This is a genomic window from Streptomyces sp. NPDC057694, assembly GCF_042799415.1.
In the GTDB taxonomy this organism is placed as follows: Bacteria; Actinomycetota; Actinomycetes; order Streptomycetales; family Streptomycetaceae; genus Streptomyces.
In genome coordinates this window covers 12,773-29,360 of record NZ_JBHVIX010000017.1, presented here as the reverse complement: position 1 = coordinate 29,360, position 16,588 = coordinate 12,773, and the positions used below count along the sequence as shown (strand labels likewise).

Genomic DNA, 16,588 nt, shown 5'->3' with positions numbered 1-16,588 from the left:
TCCCGGGCCGCGGAGGGGCGGTGGCCTACGACTCCCGGGCGCGCTCCTGAGTCAGGAGATGGCGCAGCCACTTCTCCGAGTGGGCGATGTGCGCGGCCGCCGCCGACGCGGCGGCCACCGGGTCGTGCCGTCCGATCGCCCCGACGATCTCCCGGTGACCGGCGTCGCTGACCCGCTTGATGTCCACCCCCTCGGGCAGGGTGAAGATCTGGTGGCGCCGGGAGCGCGTGCGGAACACGGTGAGCAGCGACTCCAGCGCCGGATTGCCCGCGACCCGGGCGATCTCCGAGTGGAACCGGTGGTCGAGGGCGGAGACCTCCGCCGGGTCGTCGATGGCCTCCATGGCGTCGAGCGTGGCGCTCATCCGCTCCAGCGCCTCGGCGTTCACCCGGGCCGCGGCCTGTGACGCGGCGTGCGCCTCCAGCACCCGGCGCAGCTCGAAGACCTCCAGCAGGCCGGAGAGCGGCAGCAGGTCCACGGTGAGCGAGAGGCTGCCGATGATGTCCTCGGGCCGCAGCGCGGAGACATAGGTGCCCGAGCCGTGCCGCGGCTCGACCACGCGCAGCGCGGCCAGCATGCGGACGGCCTCGCGCAAGGGGCCGCGGGAGACGCCCAGTTCGGCACAGAGGTCGGCCTCCGGCGGCATCCGCTCACCGGCTTTCAGCCGGCCCTCGGCGATCATGTGCCTGAGGCCGTGAAAGGCCCGCTCCACTGCGGACATATCCCGCTCCCCCGCTTCCGCCAGCTGCGTGGCGCCCCATGGTCCGACGCCCGAGACTTTAGCAAGTCATCTGATGTCTTGAGGAGGCCCCACACTAGTCATCAAACAACTTCCCAGCAATCTCGGGGAATTTGCTCTTCATTCACGGCGATGCCCATGCCAGGATGACGCATGTCGTCATACGTCTCGGGTTTCCCGTCTGAGGAGTCGCATGAGTACGGGTCTGGCCGTCGCCCCGCCTGAACCGCTGTCCCTGCCGGACGGCGGGCCCGCCGCGGGCGCCTGGTCGCTCGCCACGGACATGCTGCATCTGAACCACGGTTCGTTCGGCGCCGTTCCGGTGGCGGCACAGGTCGAGCAGGACCGGCTGCGGGAGCGGGCCGAGCGGGCGCCGGTCGTGTGGTTCCCGGACCAGCCGCGACGGATCGCCGAGGCCCGCGACGTGATCGCAGCCTTCCTGCGGGTGCCCGTCGGCGATCTCGCACTGGTGCCGAACGCGAGCGCGGGTGTCAGCACCGTGCTGACCTCGCTCACCCTGCGGCCGGGCGCCGAGATCCTGGTCAGCGACCACGGGTACGGCGCCGTCACGATGGCCGCGCAGCGGGTGGCAGCCCGCTGCGGCGGGCGGGTCCGCACCGTGCACGTACCCCTGAGCGCCGACGCGGACGACGCGTTCGCGGCCGTCGCGGAGCAGGTCGGCGCCGCCACCGGGCTGATCCTGCTGGACCAGATCACCTCCTCGACCGGCCGGCTGCTGCCCGTCGGCCGGATCGCGGACCTGGCCCGCGAGCGCGGCATTCCGTTCCTGGTGGACGGGGCCCACGCGCCCGGCATGCTGGCCGCGCCGCTCGACGGTCTCGACTGCGACTTCTGGACCGGCAATCTGCACAAGTTCGGCTGCACACCGCGCGGCACGTCGGCGCTCGTCGTGCGCGGCCCGCTGCGCGAGGCCCTCCACCCGCTGATCGACTCCTGGGGCGCGGAACTGCCGTTCCCCGAGCGCTTCGACCACACCGGCACCCAGGACACCTCGGCCTGGCTCGCGGCTCCGGCCGCGCTGTCGTTCGTCGAGCGGACCTGGGGATGGGACACCGCACGCGGCTATCTGAGCGCGCTCGCCGACTACGGGCAGCACGTCGTCGCGCAGGCGATCACCCGGCACACCGGGCAGGACGCCCTGCCGTCCGTGGGGACGCCCGCGCCCGCACTGCGGCTGGTCCGGCTGCCGGACACCCTCGGCCCCGACCGGTTCGAGGGCAACGCGCTGCGTGACCGGGCCGCGCACGAACTCGGCGCGGAGACCGCGTTCACGGCCTTCGACGGGGTCGGCTATCTGCGGCTGTCCGCGCACGTCTACAACACCCCGGCCGACTACGAGGAGTTCGCCGAAAGGTGCGTCCCCGCGCTGCTGGCCTGGGGCCGCACCGCCTGACCCCGCACTCCACCCGCTCCGGCAGCCCGCACGGCTCACCGCACACGGCCCACGACGAGGAAGGTGACGACCCGTGACCCCAGGGATCGCGACGGATCTCCGCGTACTCCCGCCCGCGTCCGAGGGGGCGGTGCGCTACCGGCTGCTCGGTCAGGTGCGCGCCCAGCGCGGCGCCGAGTTGCTGCCGCCCGGCACCCCGAAGCAACAGGCCCTGCTCGCGGCGCTGTTGCTGCGCGGCGGCGAACAGGTGGAGCGCGCCGATCTGGTGCGGGCCGTCTGGGGCGAGTCGGCGCCGGACAGTGCGGCCGGACTGCTCGCCACGTACATCGCGCGGCTGCGCAAGGCCATCGAGCCGGACCGCGCCCGCCGCGCCGCGCCCCGGCTCCTGATCACCCGGGGCACCACCTACGGACTGCATCTGCGGCGGGACGCGCTGGATCTGTGGCGGTTCGAGGACGCCGTGGCCCAGGCGCGCAGAGAGCGCCGGGCCGGCCGCACGGCGGACGCGCGCTGCGGGTACGAGCAGGCTCTCGTCCAGTGGCGGGGCGAGCAGGCGCTGGGCGGTGTGCCCGGGCGTCATGCGGCCGACGTCCGGCGGCGCCTGTCCGCGCTGCGCCTCGACGCCCTCCTCGAACACGCCGAGGTGCTGCTCGACCTCGGTGAACACGCCGAAGCCGCCGAACTGACCGCGCCGCTGGCCCCGGCCCGGCCGCACGACGAGCGGCTCCAGGGGCTGCTGATGCTGGCGCTGTACCGCAGCGGCCGCACGCCCGAGGCGCTCGCCCTGTTCCGCGGCATCCGGCGTGCCCTGGTGCACGACCTCGGCGTCGAACCGGGGCCGCGACTGACCCGGCTGCACGACCGGATGCTGCGCGCCGACCCGGCGCTCGCCGCACCCCGGCAGCAGCCCCGCCCGGCCGCGCCGCCCGTCGCCACGCCCGTACTGCGGTTGCCCGCACCCGCTCAACTGCCGCGCGACAGCGCCGACTTCACGGGCCGCGAGACGGAGGTCCGGGAGCTGCGCGAACTGCTGCGCAGGCCCGAATCGCCGTCCACGCCCTGCCCCACGGTGGTGGTGTACGGGGCCGCGGGCCTCGGCAAGAGCACGCTCGCCGTGCATGTGGCTCATCAGGTCCGGGACCGGTTCCCGGACGGGCAGCTGTACGCGGTGCTGGGCGGGCGCTCCCCCGCCGAGGTGCTCGGCCGGTTCCTGGAGGATCTCGGGGTGCCGCCGCACGAGGTGCCCGACGGTCTGGAGCGGCGTGCCGTGCGGTTTCGCACCCTGACCGCCGAACGCCGGCTCCTTGTGCTGCTCGACGACGCCCGGGACATCGACCAGCTGCGCGAACTGCTGCCCGCGGCGCCCGGCTGCGCGGTCCTGGTGACCAGCCGTGCCGCGCTGCGCGAGCTGCCCGGCCGGGTCGCCCTGCGGGTCGGCCCGCTGGACACGGCGCAGTCGGTGCGGCTGCTGCGCCGGTTCGCGTCCGGGGTACCGCTTCCGGCGGTCGCCGCGCTGCCGCTGCCGTCCCGTCCGGATCCCGTCTCGGCCCTGGACCGGCTCGCGGACAGCTGTGCGGGCCATCCGCTGGCGCTGCGGCTCGCCGCCGCCCGCGCCGCCGACGAGGCGGCCCGGCTGGGCGAGTCCGCCGCGGTGGCCGCCCCGCATCCGGCCATGGCCGCGCGCCCGGTCGGTTCCGACGGCCGGCGGGCGGCCAGGACCCCGATCGCGTCGGCCGGCTGACAGCGCGTCAGCCGGTGGCCTCGGCGAGCACCGCGTCGGTGAAGTGGCAGGCTCCGGCCCGTCCGTCCCGCAGGGTCAGCGGCGGCTCGCTCGTCCGGCACAGGTCCTCGGCGCGCGGGCAGCGGGTGTGGAAGCGGCACCCGGGCGGCGGCGCGGCGGGCGAGGGCGGGTCACCGGCGAGGACGATGCGGGTGCGGCGCGGGGCGTGCGGGTCGCGGATCCGCTCCAGGGAGGGTTCGGCCGAGAGCAGCGCCTGGGTGTAGGGGTGTCCGGGGCGGGTGTAGAGGGCGTCTGCCGGGGCCTGTTCGGCGACCTTGCCGAGGTACATCACGGTGACGTCGTCGCACACGTGCCGGACCACGCCGAGGTCGTGGGAGACGAAGACGAGCGCGAGCCCCAGTTCGCGGCGGAGCTTGAGCAGCAGATTGACCACCTGCGCCTGGACCGAGAGGTCGAGCGCGGAGACCGGCTCGTCGCACAGCAGGACGTCGGGGCCGAGGGCGAGACCGCGGGCGATGCCGATGCGCTGGCGCTGGCCGCCGGAGAACTGGTGCGGGTAGCGGTCGGCGTGCCGGGCGTCCAGGCCGACGAGTTCGAGGAGTTCGGCGATGCGGGCCCGGCGCCCGGCACGCGGCACGACGTCGGGGTGTACGTCGAAGGCCTCCCCGATGATCTCGCCGACCGTCAGCCGGGGGTTGAGCGAGGCGTAGGGGTCCTGGAAGACGACCTGGACGCGGCGACGCCAGCGCTTGAGGTCGGCGCCGCGCAGCCGTGCGACCTCCTGGCCCTCGAAGAGCAGCCGTCCGGCGGTCGGCCGCTCCAGCGCGCACAGCAGCCGCAGCAGGGTCGACTTGCCGCAGCCGGACTCGCCGACGATGCCGAGCGCCTGGCCGCGCCGCAGTTCCAGATCGACGCCGTCGACGGCGCGCACCACGGCCGCGTCCCGGCGCCAGGGCAGGGTGGGCCCGCCGCCGTAGTGCTTGACCAGGCCCTCGGCCCGGAGGATCACGCCGTCCTTGGGGGTCACGTCGTCGGTCATCGTGCGGCGCCTTCCGTGCTGAACGGCTGGTCGAGGAGGTGGCAGGCGCCGGAGCGGGGCGCGCCGGGGTCCGCCAGCAGCACCGGCCGTTCGGTGACGCACCGGTCGTGGGCGTGCGGGCAGCGCGGCCGGAACGCGCAGCCCGACGGCAGCCGCAGCAGGTCCGGCGGTGTGCCGGGGATCGCGGGCAGGTCCTGACCGCGGGTCTCGGCGGTCGGCACCGATTCCAGCAGGCCCTGCGTGTACGGGTGCCGGGGGTCGCCCAGGACGTCGGCGGTGGGTCCCGACTCCACGACCCGGCCCGCGTACATGACGACCAGGTCGTCGGCGATCTCGGCGGCGACGCCCAGGTCGTGGGTGATGAGCACGACGCCCATGTCGGTGTCGGCCTGGATCTCGCCGAGCAGTTCGAGGATCTGGGCCTGCACGGTGACGTCGAGGGCGGTGGTCGGCTCGTCGGCGATCAGCACCTCGGGTCCGAGGGCGAGCGCCATGGCGATCATCACGCGCTGGCGCATGCCGCCGGAGAACTGGTGCGGGTAGTCGTGGATCCGTGCGCGGGCGCCGGGGATGCCGACCCGGTCGAGCATGTCGGCGGCCTGTCTCATGGCGTCCTTGCGGCTGGTGCCGCGGTGCACCCGGTACAGCTCGGCGATCTGCCGGCCGACCGTGTGCACGGGGTTCAGCGCCGACAGCGCGTCCTGGAAGACCAGCGAGATCCGGCTGCCGATGACGCCGCGGCGCTCACGTTCGGTGAGCTTCAGCAGGTCCATGCCGTCGAACAGGGCCTGTCCGCCGGTGACCCGGCCGGGCGGGCTGTCGAGGATGCCGGTGACGGCCTGGGTGGAGACGCTCTTGCCGGATCCCGACTCACCGAGGATGACGAGGGTGCGTCCGCGGTGCAGGGTCCAGGAGACGGAGTCGACGGCCCGCAGTTGTCCGGCGCGGGTGGTGAACTCGACGCTCAGGTCGCGTACGTCGAGCAGCGGATCGGGGTCGGGGCCGGGGTCAGAACTGAGCTTCACCGCTCACCTCTTCAGTTTCGGGTCGAGGGCGTCGCGGACCGTGTCGCCCATGACCATGAAGGACATGACGGTGATGGTCAGGAGCAGCGCGGGGAAGAGGAAGAGATGCACGTCGTCGCGGTAGGAGGCGGCGATGGCGATCTGCAGTCCCCAGGAGATGGTGGGCGGCTGGAGACCGATCCCGAGGAAGGTGAGCGCGGCCTCGGTGCCGACGGCGGCGCCGACGGTGAGCGTGGTCAGTGACAGCAGCGGGGCCACCGAGTTGGGCAGGATGTGCACCCGCAGGATGTGCGGTGCCCCGGCGCCGAGGGCGCGGGCGGCGAGGACGTACTCGCGGGTGCGCACGCTGAGGACGGTGGACCGCATGAGCCGCATGCCGGCGGGCCAGCCGAGCAGCACGATCACGAAGGCGATGGTCCACACCGAGCGGGACGAGAACGCCTGGAGGATGACGATCATCGCGACCAGGCCGGGCAGGGCGAACAGGACGTCGGCGGTGCGCGAGACGAGGCTGTCGACGAAGCCGGGGAAGTATCCGGCGAGCATGCCGAGCACGCAGGCGACGAGGAAGCCGACGACGCACACGGCAACGCTGACCAGGACCGAGGGCCGGGCCCCGTAGATCACGTTGGCGTAGTAGTCGCAGCCCTGGATGTCGTAACCGAACCAGTGCGCGGCAGACGGCGCCCCCTTGGACAGCTTCAGGTCGCAGACGGTCGGGTCGGCGGCGGTGAACAGCCGGGGGAAGGCGGCCATCAGGGCGATGACCAGGATCGCGACGGCACTGATCACGAAGCGTGGCCTGCGCAGCAGATCGCGCAGGACGGCGGCGCCGCTCGGGGTGTCCGCGGCGACGGGTTCGAGTTCGGCGGCGGTCGCCAGGGCGGTGTCAGACATGGCGCACCCTCGGGTCCAGGAGGCCGTAGAGCAGGTCGACGACCAGATTGACGAGCATGTAGCCGAGCAGCAGCACGGTAGAGAGCGTGACGACCACTCCGCCTTCCTTCATGGCGATGGAGCGGAACATGAACTGCCCGATGCCGTTCAGGTTGTAGATGCCCTCGGTGATGATCGCGCCGCCGAGGATGCCGGCCAGGTCGAGCCCGATGTACGTGATCACGGGCAGCATGGCGTTGCGCAGGACGTGGCCCCACAGGATGCGGTTGGGGGCGAGGCCCTTGGCGCGGGCGGTGCGCACGAAGTCGGCGCTCGCGACCTCGGCGAGGCTGGTGCGGGTGACGCGCGCGAGTCCGGCGAAGCCGAGGACTCCGAGCACGGTGGCGGGCAGCAGATAGCTGCCGGGCCAGCCGTCGGTGGCGCCCGAGACCGGGAACCAGCCGAGTTCGACGGCGAAGAAGGACTGGGCGAAGAACATCGCGACCAGGCCGGGCACGGCGAGCACCCCGAGGGTGGCGGCGAGCAGGGTCCGGTCGACGATGCCGTCCCGCTTCCAGCCCGCGTAGACGCCGCTGACGAGTCCGAGGACGAGCTGGATGGCGAGCGCGGTCAGTCCGAGCTGGAGGGTCACCGGCCAGCGCAGCGAGAGCTGTTCGCCGATGTCCTGGCCGTCGAAGGTCTGCCCGAGGTCGCCCTTGAGCAGGTTGCCCATGAAGTGCAGGTACTGGGCGACCAGCGGATCGTCCAGGTGGTAGTAGGCGCGTTTGGCCGCGATGACGGATTCGGCCAGGGGTTTCTGTCCTGACAGGGCCCGGATCGGGTCGCCGGGAAGGGCGAAGACCATCGCGTAGACGAGGAACGTCACGACGACCGCGATCGGGATCATGATCAGGAGGCGGCGGAGCGCGAAACGCAACACCGGTCTCTCCTTAGGGAGTTGCGGGAGGGGCGAGGGGACGGGGTCAGTCGCCGAAGGTGGAGCGGATCGGATCCACGTTCATGTAGCGGGAGTTGAGGGGCTCGATGCCGTCGCTGTGCAGGTACACGTCCCGCTGGTGGGACAGCGGCACCACCGGCATCTGCCCGGCGACGCGGTCCTCCACGGCCTGGTACTCCTCGGTCGCCTTCGTCTGGTCGACCTCCGCGTTGGCGTCGGCGAGCATCGAGTCGACCTTGGCGTCGTCATAGCGGCCGGTGTTCACGTCGCCGTAGGAGGCGAACAGCGGGGTGAGGTAGTCCTCCAGGGACGGGTAGTCGTGCCCCCAGGCCATGATGCGGATGCCGTCGAGCTTGCCCGCGTTGGCGAGCGGGCCGATCTCGGCGCCGGGCTTGCCGACATACTGGATCTTCAGTCCGAGGTTCTGCCGCCACATGTTGCCGAGCGCCTCGGCGTAGACCTGCTCGCCGGGGTTGTCACTGGCGTAGAACAGCCGCAGTTTGCCGGCGGAGAAGCCGCCGGCCTCCTTCAGCAGCTTCTTCGCCTCGGCCACGTCCTGGCCGCAGGCGGTGCAGGTGTTCTCGCGGTGCCCGGCGATGCTGGGCGCGGTGAACGAGGTCGCCGGCGCGTTGCCGGGCTTGAGCTTGGCGAGGGACGCGCGGTCCAGGGCGAGCGAGAGCGCCCGGCGGACCCGGGTGTCGCCGTAACCCTTCAGCGTCACCGGCAGGTTGAGGTACGAGATGTTCCCGGCGGCCTTGGCCTGGCTCCACTTGCCGGGCGCGTCCGTCTTGTACGAGTCGATCTTCGAGGAGGGCACGAGGGTGTAGTCGACGTTGCCGGCCAGGAACTCGTTGTACGCGGTCTCCGGGTTGGAAAAGAAGCGGAACGTGAGGTGGTCGGCCTGCGGGGCGTCCTTGCCCTGGTAGTCCTTGTTCCGGGTCAGCTTCACCGGCTGTCCGGCCTTCCACTCCCCGTCGATCTTGTAGGCGCCGTAGCCGATCGGGTCGTGCTTGTACTTGTCCGGGTCCTTCAGCGTCTCGGCGGACAGGGCCGTGACGCCGAGGTAGCTGAGCGTCGTCGGGTACGGCGAGAAGGCGGCCTTGAGCGTGACGGTGAAGGTCAGGTCGTCGACCACCTTCAGACCGGACAGCGTCGTCGCCTTCGCCTTCCCCTTCGCGGGGTTCAGGTCCTCGTAGCCCTCGACCCGCTGGAAGGCGCCGTTGTTCGCGAACCCGTGCTCTCCCAGGGCCGTGTAGTTCCAGGTGTCCACGAACGACTTCGCGGTGAGCTTCTCGCCGTTGGTGAACGTCCAGCCCGGCTTGATCTTGATGGTCCAGGTCTTGGCGTCCTTGGAGGTGACCGAGTCGGCGACGACGTTGACCAGCTTGCCGGTCTTGTCGTCCACCCGGGTCAGCGGCGCCCAGAGGGCGGACTCGATCTGGATGCCCGTCGAGCCGTTGTCGTTCGACGGGTTGAGCAGGGGCACCTCGGCCGCGGTGGCGATCGTCAGGGAGTGATCGCCGCTCTTCCCCTTGCTGTCCCCGCCTCCGCCGCCGCAGCCGGCGAGGACGACCGCCAGCGCGGTGCCGGTCGCCGCGGTGGCGGCGATTCTTCTTGTCCGGGCCATGAGTTCTCCCGCTCTCCAGGCCGGACCGGTCCCCGGCGAACACCGGCGTGACCAGCCCGGACGCGCCGGTCGGTTGGGGCGCGACAGTAGGAACGGGCCGGATGGACGTCAAGAGAGCGCCCGGTCGGCGTCCATCCGGCGTCCATTCCCGCTCCCGTGAGCGCCCCGGATGACCGCCGGATGGACGTCCGTCGCACGGAACTTGCCGGTCGGACGGCCCTGTTCCTAGCGTCGCGGCCCGACAGTCAGACACGCCGGGGTGCAGTGATTCCGGCCGGAAGCACGGGAGTTCCCATGGCCCGGACACGCAGAGCCGCAGCGGTGGCGGCCGTCGCCGCACTCACGATGGCGGCCGCCGGATGCGGCGGCGGCTCGGACGACACGGCGGACGGCGCGTCCGGCCGGACGCTGACGGTGGCCACCGGTGCGGAGATCGCGGCCATCAACCCGGAGAAGGACAACGGCTCCTCCAACATCCAGCTGGCCTTCGCCATGTGGGCGCCGCTGACCCGGGTGGACCCGAAGACCGGCAAGCTGGTGAACGTCGTCGCCGACTCGGTCACCTCCAAGGACGCCAAGACCTGGACCATCAAGATCAAGCCGGGCTGGACGTTCACCAACGGCGAGAAGCTCACCGCGAAGTCGTTCGTGGACACGTGGAACTACACGGCGTACGGGCCGCACGGCTACCTCAACAACGGCTTCTTCCAGCGGGTCGAGGGCTACGACGACCTCAACCCGGCGAAGGGCAAGCCGAAAGCGACGACGCTGTCCGGTCTGAAGGTGGTCGACGACCTGACCTTCACCGTCACGCTCAAGGAAGCCTTCTCGCCGTACCCGACGACACTGAACTACTACGGCCTCGCGGCCCTGTCCGCCGAGACGCTGAAGGACCCGGACGCGTACAGCCACAAGCCGATCGGCTACGGCCCGTACAAGCTCGACGGGGAGTGGAAAGCGGGCCAGCCCGTCCGCATGGTCCGCAACAAGGACTACGCGGGCGACGACGCGCCCGACGCCGACCGGCTCGTCTACCGCTTCTTCTCCAACCCGGAGACCGCGTACAACGAGTTCCTGGCCGGCAACGTCGACTACGCCACCGTGCCCTCCTCCAAGATCGACTCGTACAGGACGGACGCGCCCGGCAAGTGGAGCCAGGGCAAGAGCGCCCCGAACCTCAGCTATCTCGAACTCCCCGTCAAGGAGCCGGAGTTCAAGGATCCGAAGGTGCGGCGGGCGCTCTCCCTCGCGCTGGACCGCACATCCCTGGTCAAGCTGAAGCCGGGCGCGGTCCCCGCCACGTCCTTCACCGCGCCGACCCTGGACGGCCACCGAGAGAACACCTGCACCGCCTGCAAGCAGGACGTGGCGCAGGCGAAGAAGCTGCTGAAGGAGGCGGGCGGCTTCAACGGCAAGCTCAAGATCTACTACGCCAGCGACAACCCGGGCGACCAGGTGTTCGCCGAAGCGCTCGGCAACATGTGGCGGCAGAACCTCGGGCTGAAGATCGCTTACGTCGGCAAGCCCGGCAGCGACATCAGCGCGCTCCAGGCCAAGCACCAGCTCGACGGTGTGCGCTCCTCCGGCTGGGGGCACGACTACCCGTCCCTGGAGGACTACCTCACCCCCGTCTTCGCCTCCTACGGCGACTTCAACTCCACCGGCTACGACAACCCCGCGGTGGACAGCGGCCTGGGGAAGGCCAACGCGATCACCGATCCGGCGAAGGCCACCCGCGCCTACCAGGACATCGAGGACCTGGTCGCCGAGGACATGCCGACCGTGCCGCTGTTCCACACGCGCACGATCTATCTGCACGCCACCGGCGTCCATCCGCTCGACTCCCCGTACGCGGACATCAACCCGGTGCGCTCGACGATCGACCGCTGAACACCCTCCCGGCCCTCGCGCGTACCGCTCACCACATCTCATCCCAGGAGACTCACCGCCCATGCATGACGACCGTTCGCTCGTCGAGGACCGACTCCGGCGTGTGCTCGAAGAGCGCGTCAGGCCCGCCGTGTATCCGCAGTCCGTACCGCTGGAGGTGCGGGTGTGGCACGCGCCGGGCGAGCCGGTACCGGTCGCCGAGGGCCTCGCCGCGCCCACCCTGCCCATCGAGACGGGCACCCGGTGGGGGCGACCCTGGGGCACCAGCTGGTTCACCGTGACCGGCACGGTTCCCGAGGAGTGGGCGGGGCGGACCGTGGAGGCGCTGATCGACCTCGGGTTCGACGGGCAGGGCGGTCCCGGGTTCCAGTGCGAGGGGCTCGTCCACGAGCCGGACGGGACGCCGGTCAAGGGGCTGCACCCGCGCAACCACTGGGTGCGCGTCGGCGCCCCGGTGACCGGCGGGGAAGCGGTGGAGCTGCGCGTGGAGGCGGCGTCGAACCCGGGGTTCTTCAACTCCCGCGCGTTCCGGCCGACCCCGCTCGGCGACCTGGACACCGCGGGCGACGACCCGATCTACACCCTGGGCCGGGTCGAGCTGGCCGTCTTCGACGAGACGGTGTGGGAGCTGGTGCACGACCTGGAGGTGCTGGGCCAGCTGATGGCCGAGCTGCCGCTGGACCGGGCCCGCCGCTGGGAGATCCTGCACGCCGTGGAGGCCGCCCTCGACGTGGTGGACCTCGGGGACGTGAACGGCACCGCGCAGGCCGCGCGGGACACGCTCGCGCCGGCGCTGGCCGTGCCCGCCGGTCCGTCCGCGCACCGGATCAGCGCGGTCGGACACGCGCACATCGACTCGGCGTGGCTGTGGCCGCTGCGGGAGACGGTGCGCAAGGTCGCCCGCACCGCGTCGAACATGACGCATCTCATCGACTCCGCGCCGGAGTTCGTCTTCACCATGTCGCAGGCGCAGCAGCTGGCCTGGATCAAGGAGCACCGGCCCGAGGTCTACGCGAAGGTCAAGAAGGCCGTCGCGGAGGGGCGGTTCGTGCCGACGGGCGGCATGTGGGTGGAGTCGGACACGAACATGCCGGGCTCGGAGGCGATGGCCCGTCAGTTCGTGCACGGCAAGCGGTTCTTCCTGGAGGAGTTCGGGGTCGAGAACGAGGAGGTGTGGCTGCCGGACACCTTCGGCTTCGCGGCCGGCCTTCCGCAGATCATTCGCGAGGCCGGGTCCAAGTGGCTGCTCACCCAGAAGATCTCCTGGTCGCAGACGAACTCCTTCCCGCACCACACGTTCCGCTGGGAGGGCATCGACGGCACCCGGATCCTCACCCACTTCCCGCCGGTCGACACATACAACTGCGCATTGGAGGGACGCGAACTCGCGCACGCGGAGCGGAACTTCAAGGACAAGGGCCGCGCCTCCCGCTCGCTGGCGCCGACCGGTTTCGGTGACGGCGGAGGCGGCACGACGCGGGAGATGGTGGCGCGGGCGAGGCGGCTGCGCTCGCTGGACGGTTCGCCCACGGTCGAGTGGGAGGCCCCGGCGGAGTTCTTCGCGCGGGCCGAGGCCGAGTACGCCGAGCCCCCGGTGTGGGTCGGCGAGCTGTATCTGGAGCTGCACCGGGCCACCCTGACGAGCCAGGCGCAGACCAAGCAGGGCAACCGGCGCTGCGAGGCGCTGCTCCAGGAGGCCGAGCTGTGGGCGTCGACGGCCGCGGTGCGCGCCGGATTCGCCTATCCGTACGCGGAGTTGGACCGGCTGTGGAAGACGGTGCTGCTGCACCAGTTCCACGACATCCTGCCGGGCTCCTCGATCGCCTGGGTGCACCGGGAGGCGCGCGCCACGTACGCAAGGGTTACGGCGGAGCTTGAGGGGATCATCGAGGCGGCGCAGCGCGCGCTGGCCGGCCGGGGCGAGGGTGAGCTGCGCTTCAACTCGGCTCCGCACGGCCGTGGTTCCGTACCCGCGCTCGGCGCGACGACTTCCGCCGGAGACTCCGAACCGGCCACGAGGGTCGGTGAGCGTGACGGCGGCGGCTTCGTCCTCGACAACGGGACGCTGCGGGCCGAGATCGACGGCCGTGGCCTGATCGTGTCGCTGGTGCAGCTGGCGAGCGGCCGCGAGACCCTCGCCCCGGACCGTCCGGCGGGGCTGCTCCAGCTCCACCCGGATCTGCCCAACAAGTGGGACGCGTGGGACGTCGACAAGTTCTACCGCAACACCGCCACCGACCTCACCGGCGTCGACTCACTCACCGCGACCGCCGACGGGGTGCGGGTGGCCCGCTCCTTCGGTGACTCGACGGCCGTCCAGACGTTCCGTCTCTCCCCCGGTTCCGGGCGTCTCGACGTCGACACCGAGGTGGAGTGGCACGAGACGGAGAAGTTCCTGAAGCTGGCGTTCCCGCTCGACGTGCACGCCGAGCGGTACGCGTCGGAGACCCAGTTCGGGCACGTCCACCGGCCCACCCACACCAACACGAGCTGGGAGGCGGCCCGCTTCGAGGCCTGCAACCACCGCTTCGTGCACCTGGCCGAGCCCGGCTGGGGCGTCGCCCTGGTGACCGCGTCCACATACGGCCACGACGTGACGCGCACCGTCCGCGAGGCCCCCGGGGACAGAGGGACGACGACGACCGTCCGCGCGTCGCTGCTGCGCGCCCCGCGCTTCCCCGATCCCGAGACGGACCAGGGCACCCACCGCTTCCGGCACGCCCTGGTGCCCGGCGCGGGCGTCGGGGACGCGGTCCGCGAGGGCGCGGCGCTGTCCCTGCCGGAGCGGGTGGTGGAGGGCGCGTCCGGCATCGAGGTCGCGCCGCTGGTGAGCGTCGACCAGGAGGCGGTCGTGCTCAGCGCGGTCAAGCTCGCCGACGACGGCTCGGGCGATGTCGTGGTCCGCTTCTACGAGGCCGAGGGCGGCCGGACCACCGTCCGCCTGCGCCCCGGTTTCGCGGCGTCGGCAGCGGTGCGCTGCGACCTGCTGGAGCGTCCGGTCGCCGAGCCCGAACCGGATGGGGCGGACCTGTCGTTCGCGCTGCGCCCCTTCCAGCTGGTCACGGTGCGGCTGACGCGTGGCGCGATCGGTTGACTCACGTCCACCGGGGTACCCGCAAGACTCTCGTTGGCGCTTCAGGAGCGTCTACCGAGATGTCTAGAAAACAATTCGACTGAATTTGACTGTTAAAGATCGAGAAGAGGAGCGATCGTGACCGTCACCGTACGACAGCCGCACCCCGCCGAGACCAAACGCAAGGTCAAGGGCAGGATCCGCACCTGCCGCCCCGCCCGACGGGTCACCGGGGAGCCGGCCGGGCCCGATCACGAGCCGGATTACGAGTGGAATCTGGTGCGCGGAGAGGACTGACGGCCCCTTCCCTCCCGCGTGTTCCGGCATATGCTGTCGGTGCCGGCGAGGGGAGGCTTCTGGCGATGCCCACCGTTGCACAGCCCAAGATCCTCGTCGTCGACGACCGCGACGACACACTCTTCGCGATGGAGAGCGCGCTCGCTCCGCTCGGCTACCCGATGGACCGTGCGAACTCCGGGGACGACGCCCTCAAGGCGGTCCTGCGCGGCGGTGTCGCCGTGGTCCTGCTCGATGTACTGATGCCCGACTTGAGCGGCTTCGAGGTGGCTCAGTACATGACGCGCCTGGAACAGACCCAGGACATACCGATCATGCTGATCACGGGTGCGGGCCAGGACCCCACCCTGGCCGCGAAGGCCTTCGAGCTGGGCGTCGCCGACTACGTCGTCAAGCCGGTCGACCCGTGGGTGATACGGACGAAGGTCCGCTACCTGTACGAGACCGGCCGCCGGCTGCACGCCCTGCGCGCACGCCTCCAGGCGTACGAGCGGCGGAGCGAGGAATTCCGCGACCGGCCGGACGTCGACCTGGAGGACAGCCCGCTGCCGCGGCCCGCCTGATCCCGCACCCCCGGCCCCCTCCACTCCCCCGCCCACCTCGCGTGGGCATGCTCACAGCCGCCCTGGCCCGCCCGACCCCGAAACCGGTTGTACAGTACAACTGAAGTAAAAGTTGTATAAGCCAACTCATGGAGGTCCCGCTCATGCCCGCGCGCAATCCCGCGCTGCGTCACGTGCTGACGCATCTGCTCACCCCGCTCCTGATGTGCGTGGGCATGGGCCTGGCGTATCTGGGCGCGTTCGCCCACCCCGAGCCGCACCATCTGCCCGTCGCCGTCGTCGGCTCGGGTGCCGAGGCTAAGGTCTTCGCGCAGACCGTCAAGGACAAGGCGGGCGACGCGCTCGACGTCCGTACGCTCGACGACCGGGCCGGCGCCGTCGATCTGCTCAAGACGCGCGACATCGACGGGGCCTATGTCCTGGGAGGCAAGGACGCCGGGGCGCCCGAGCTGATCGTGGCCTCGGCGGGCTCCGACACCACGGTCTCCGTCGTCGAGAAGATCTTCACGCCGGTCGCGGCGGAGCAGGGCGAGCCGCTGAAGGTCACGGACGTGGTGCCGACGGTGGACGACGACCCGACGGGCCAGGGCCTGTTCTTCCTGCTCGTCGCGCTCAGCATCGGCTCGTACGCGTCGGTGGCGGTGCTCGGCGGCGCCGGTGCCGCCCTGCGGATGCGGGCCAGGGCGCTGCTCGTGGTCGGGGTCTCCGGCGTGGTCAGCCTGATCGGCGCGGCGTTCGCGGGACCGCTCTTCCACCTCGCCCACACGAACCTGTGGGGCCTGTGGGGCATGGCCTGGCTGTACTCGGCGGGCATCCTGTTCGTCGGCGTCGGCCTGCACACGTTCCTGAAGCGGTGGACGACGCTCGGCGTGATGGTGCTGTTCGTGATGCTCAACTTCACCAGCTCCGGCGGGATCTTCCGGCCCGAGCTGCAGAACGGCTTCTTCGGCAGCCTGCACGCGTTCTGGAACGGCGCGGGCTTCGTCGAGGGAGCGCGCAGCCTGATCTACTTCGGCCACCACGACCTGGCGCGGAACCTGTGGACGCTGGTGGCGTGGCTGGCCGTCGGCCTCGTCGTCATGGGGGTCGCGGCGCTCGCCGAGCACCGGCGGGAGCGCTCGGCGCCGGCCCGGCACGCCGCTCCCGCTCCGATTCCCGCGCCCGCTCCGGCCGAGGACGTCGTCGAGGAGGAGGAAGAGGAGACCGTCGGCGTGTGACGGCGCGCTCACTCTCCCTCCACCCCGGTGGTGGCAACGCCCCCCCCCCCCCCGCACCCCCCCCCCCCCCCCCCCCCCCCCCCCCCCTCCCCCCCCCCCCCCCCCCCCCCCCCCCCCCCCCCCCCCCCT

At 71.6% G+C, this 16,588-nt stretch carries 13 protein-coding genes; 7 read left to right on the top strand and 6 right to left on the bottom strand.

What is annotated here, in order from left to right; translation table 11 throughout:
* Window positions 1–25 precede the first annotated feature (25 nt).
* Window positions 26–721, bottom strand: a complete 696-nt coding sequence (locus ACFVDP_RS29895; protein ID WP_383496293.1) for a FadR/GntR family transcriptional regulator — start codon at window positions 719–721, stop codon at window positions 26–28.
* Window positions 722–932: 211 nt separating this feature from the next.
* On the opposite strand from ACFVDP_RS29895, the gene ACFVDP_RS29890 reads away from it, so the two are divergent.
* Together ACFVDP_RS29890 and ACFVDP_RS29885 are read left to right on the top strand one after the other, a co-directional pair.
* Complete coding sequence (locus ACFVDP_RS29890; protein ID WP_383496290.1) at window positions 933–2,153, top strand: aminotransferase class V-fold PLP-dependent enzyme; 1,221 nt, start codon at window positions 933–935, stop codon at window positions 2,151–2,153.
* 73 nt (window positions 2,154–2,226) lie between these two features.
* Window positions 2,227–3,894, top strand: a complete 1,668-nt coding sequence (locus tag ACFVDP_RS29885; RefSeq protein ID WP_383496287.1) for a BTAD domain-containing putative transcriptional regulator — start codon at window positions 2,227–2,229, stop codon at window positions 3,892–3,894.
* Between the two features lie 7 nt (window positions 3,895–3,901).
* Here the strand turns inward: ACFVDP_RS29885 and ACFVDP_RS29880 are convergent, their stop codons facing one another.
* Genes ACFVDP_RS29880 through ACFVDP_RS29860 form a run of 5 tightly spaced genes read right to left on the bottom strand, consistent with a single transcriptional unit; the run spans window position 3,902 to window position 9,419 of the window.
* Window positions 3,902–4,933, bottom strand: coding sequence for an ABC transporter ATP-binding protein (locus ACFVDP_RS29880; RefSeq protein WP_383496284.1), 1,032 nt, complete (start codon window positions 4,931–4,933; stop codon window positions 3,902–3,904).
* Entirely contained in the window at window positions 4,930–5,958 is a 1,029-nt protein-coding gene (locus ACFVDP_RS29875; RefSeq protein WP_383496281.1) for an ABC transporter ATP-binding protein, read from the bottom strand. Before ACFVDP_RS29875 ends, ACFVDP_RS29880 begins: the two co-directional genes overlap by 4 nt.
* A gap of 3 nt (window positions 5,959–5,961) precedes the next feature.
* Window positions 5,962–6,855, bottom strand: a complete 894-nt coding sequence (locus ACFVDP_RS29870) for an ABC transporter permease (protein WP_383496279.1) — start codon at window positions 6,853–6,855, stop codon at window positions 5,962–5,964.
* The gene (locus tag ACFVDP_RS29865) at window positions 6,848–7,774 is read right to left on the bottom strand and encodes an ABC transporter permease (RefSeq protein WP_383496276.1); all 927 of its coding nucleotides are present in this window, start codon (window positions 7,772–7,774) and stop codon (window positions 6,848–6,850) included. Before ACFVDP_RS29865 ends, ACFVDP_RS29870 begins: the two co-directional genes overlap by 8 nt.
* 43 nt (window positions 7,775–7,817) lie before the next feature.
* Window positions 7,818–9,419, bottom strand: coding sequence for an ABC transporter substrate-binding protein (locus tag ACFVDP_RS29860; protein ID WP_383496273.1), 1,602 nt, complete (start codon window positions 9,417–9,419; stop codon window positions 7,818–7,820).
* 294 nt (window positions 9,420–9,713) lie between these two features.
* Here ACFVDP_RS29860 and ACFVDP_RS29855 point away from each other — a divergent pair, with 294 nt between their 5' ends.
* From ACFVDP_RS29855 to ACFVDP_RS29835, 5 genes are all read left to right on the top strand, one after another.
* On the top strand, window positions 9,714–11,309 hold the full coding sequence (locus ACFVDP_RS29855; protein ID WP_383496270.1) for an ABC transporter substrate-binding protein: 1,596 nt from the start codon (window positions 9,714–9,716) through the stop codon (window positions 11,307–11,309).
* A 61-nt stretch (window positions 11,310–11,370) separates the two neighbouring features.
* A complete protein-coding gene (locus ACFVDP_RS29850; RefSeq protein WP_383496267.1) occupies window positions 11,371–14,403 on the top strand; it encodes an alpha-mannosidase in 3,033 nt (1,010 codons plus the stop codon).
* Window positions 14,404–14,520: 117 nt separating this feature from the next.
* Window positions 14,521–14,679 (top strand): hypothetical protein, encoded by a 159-nt coding sequence (locus ACFVDP_RS29845; protein ID WP_383496264.1) that lies wholly within the window; start codon window positions 14,521–14,523, stop codon window positions 14,677–14,679.
* Between the two features lie 65 nt (window positions 14,680–14,744).
* A complete protein-coding gene (locus tag ACFVDP_RS29840; RefSeq protein WP_383496262.1) occupies window positions 14,745–15,242 on the top strand; it encodes a two-component system response regulator in 498 nt (165 codons plus the stop codon).
* Window positions 15,243–15,385: 143 nt separating this feature from the next.
* Entirely contained in the window at window positions 15,386–16,459 is a 1,074-nt protein-coding gene (locus ACFVDP_RS29835) for a hypothetical protein (protein WP_383496259.1), read from the top strand.
* Window positions 16,460–16,588: the final 129 nt, after the last annotated feature.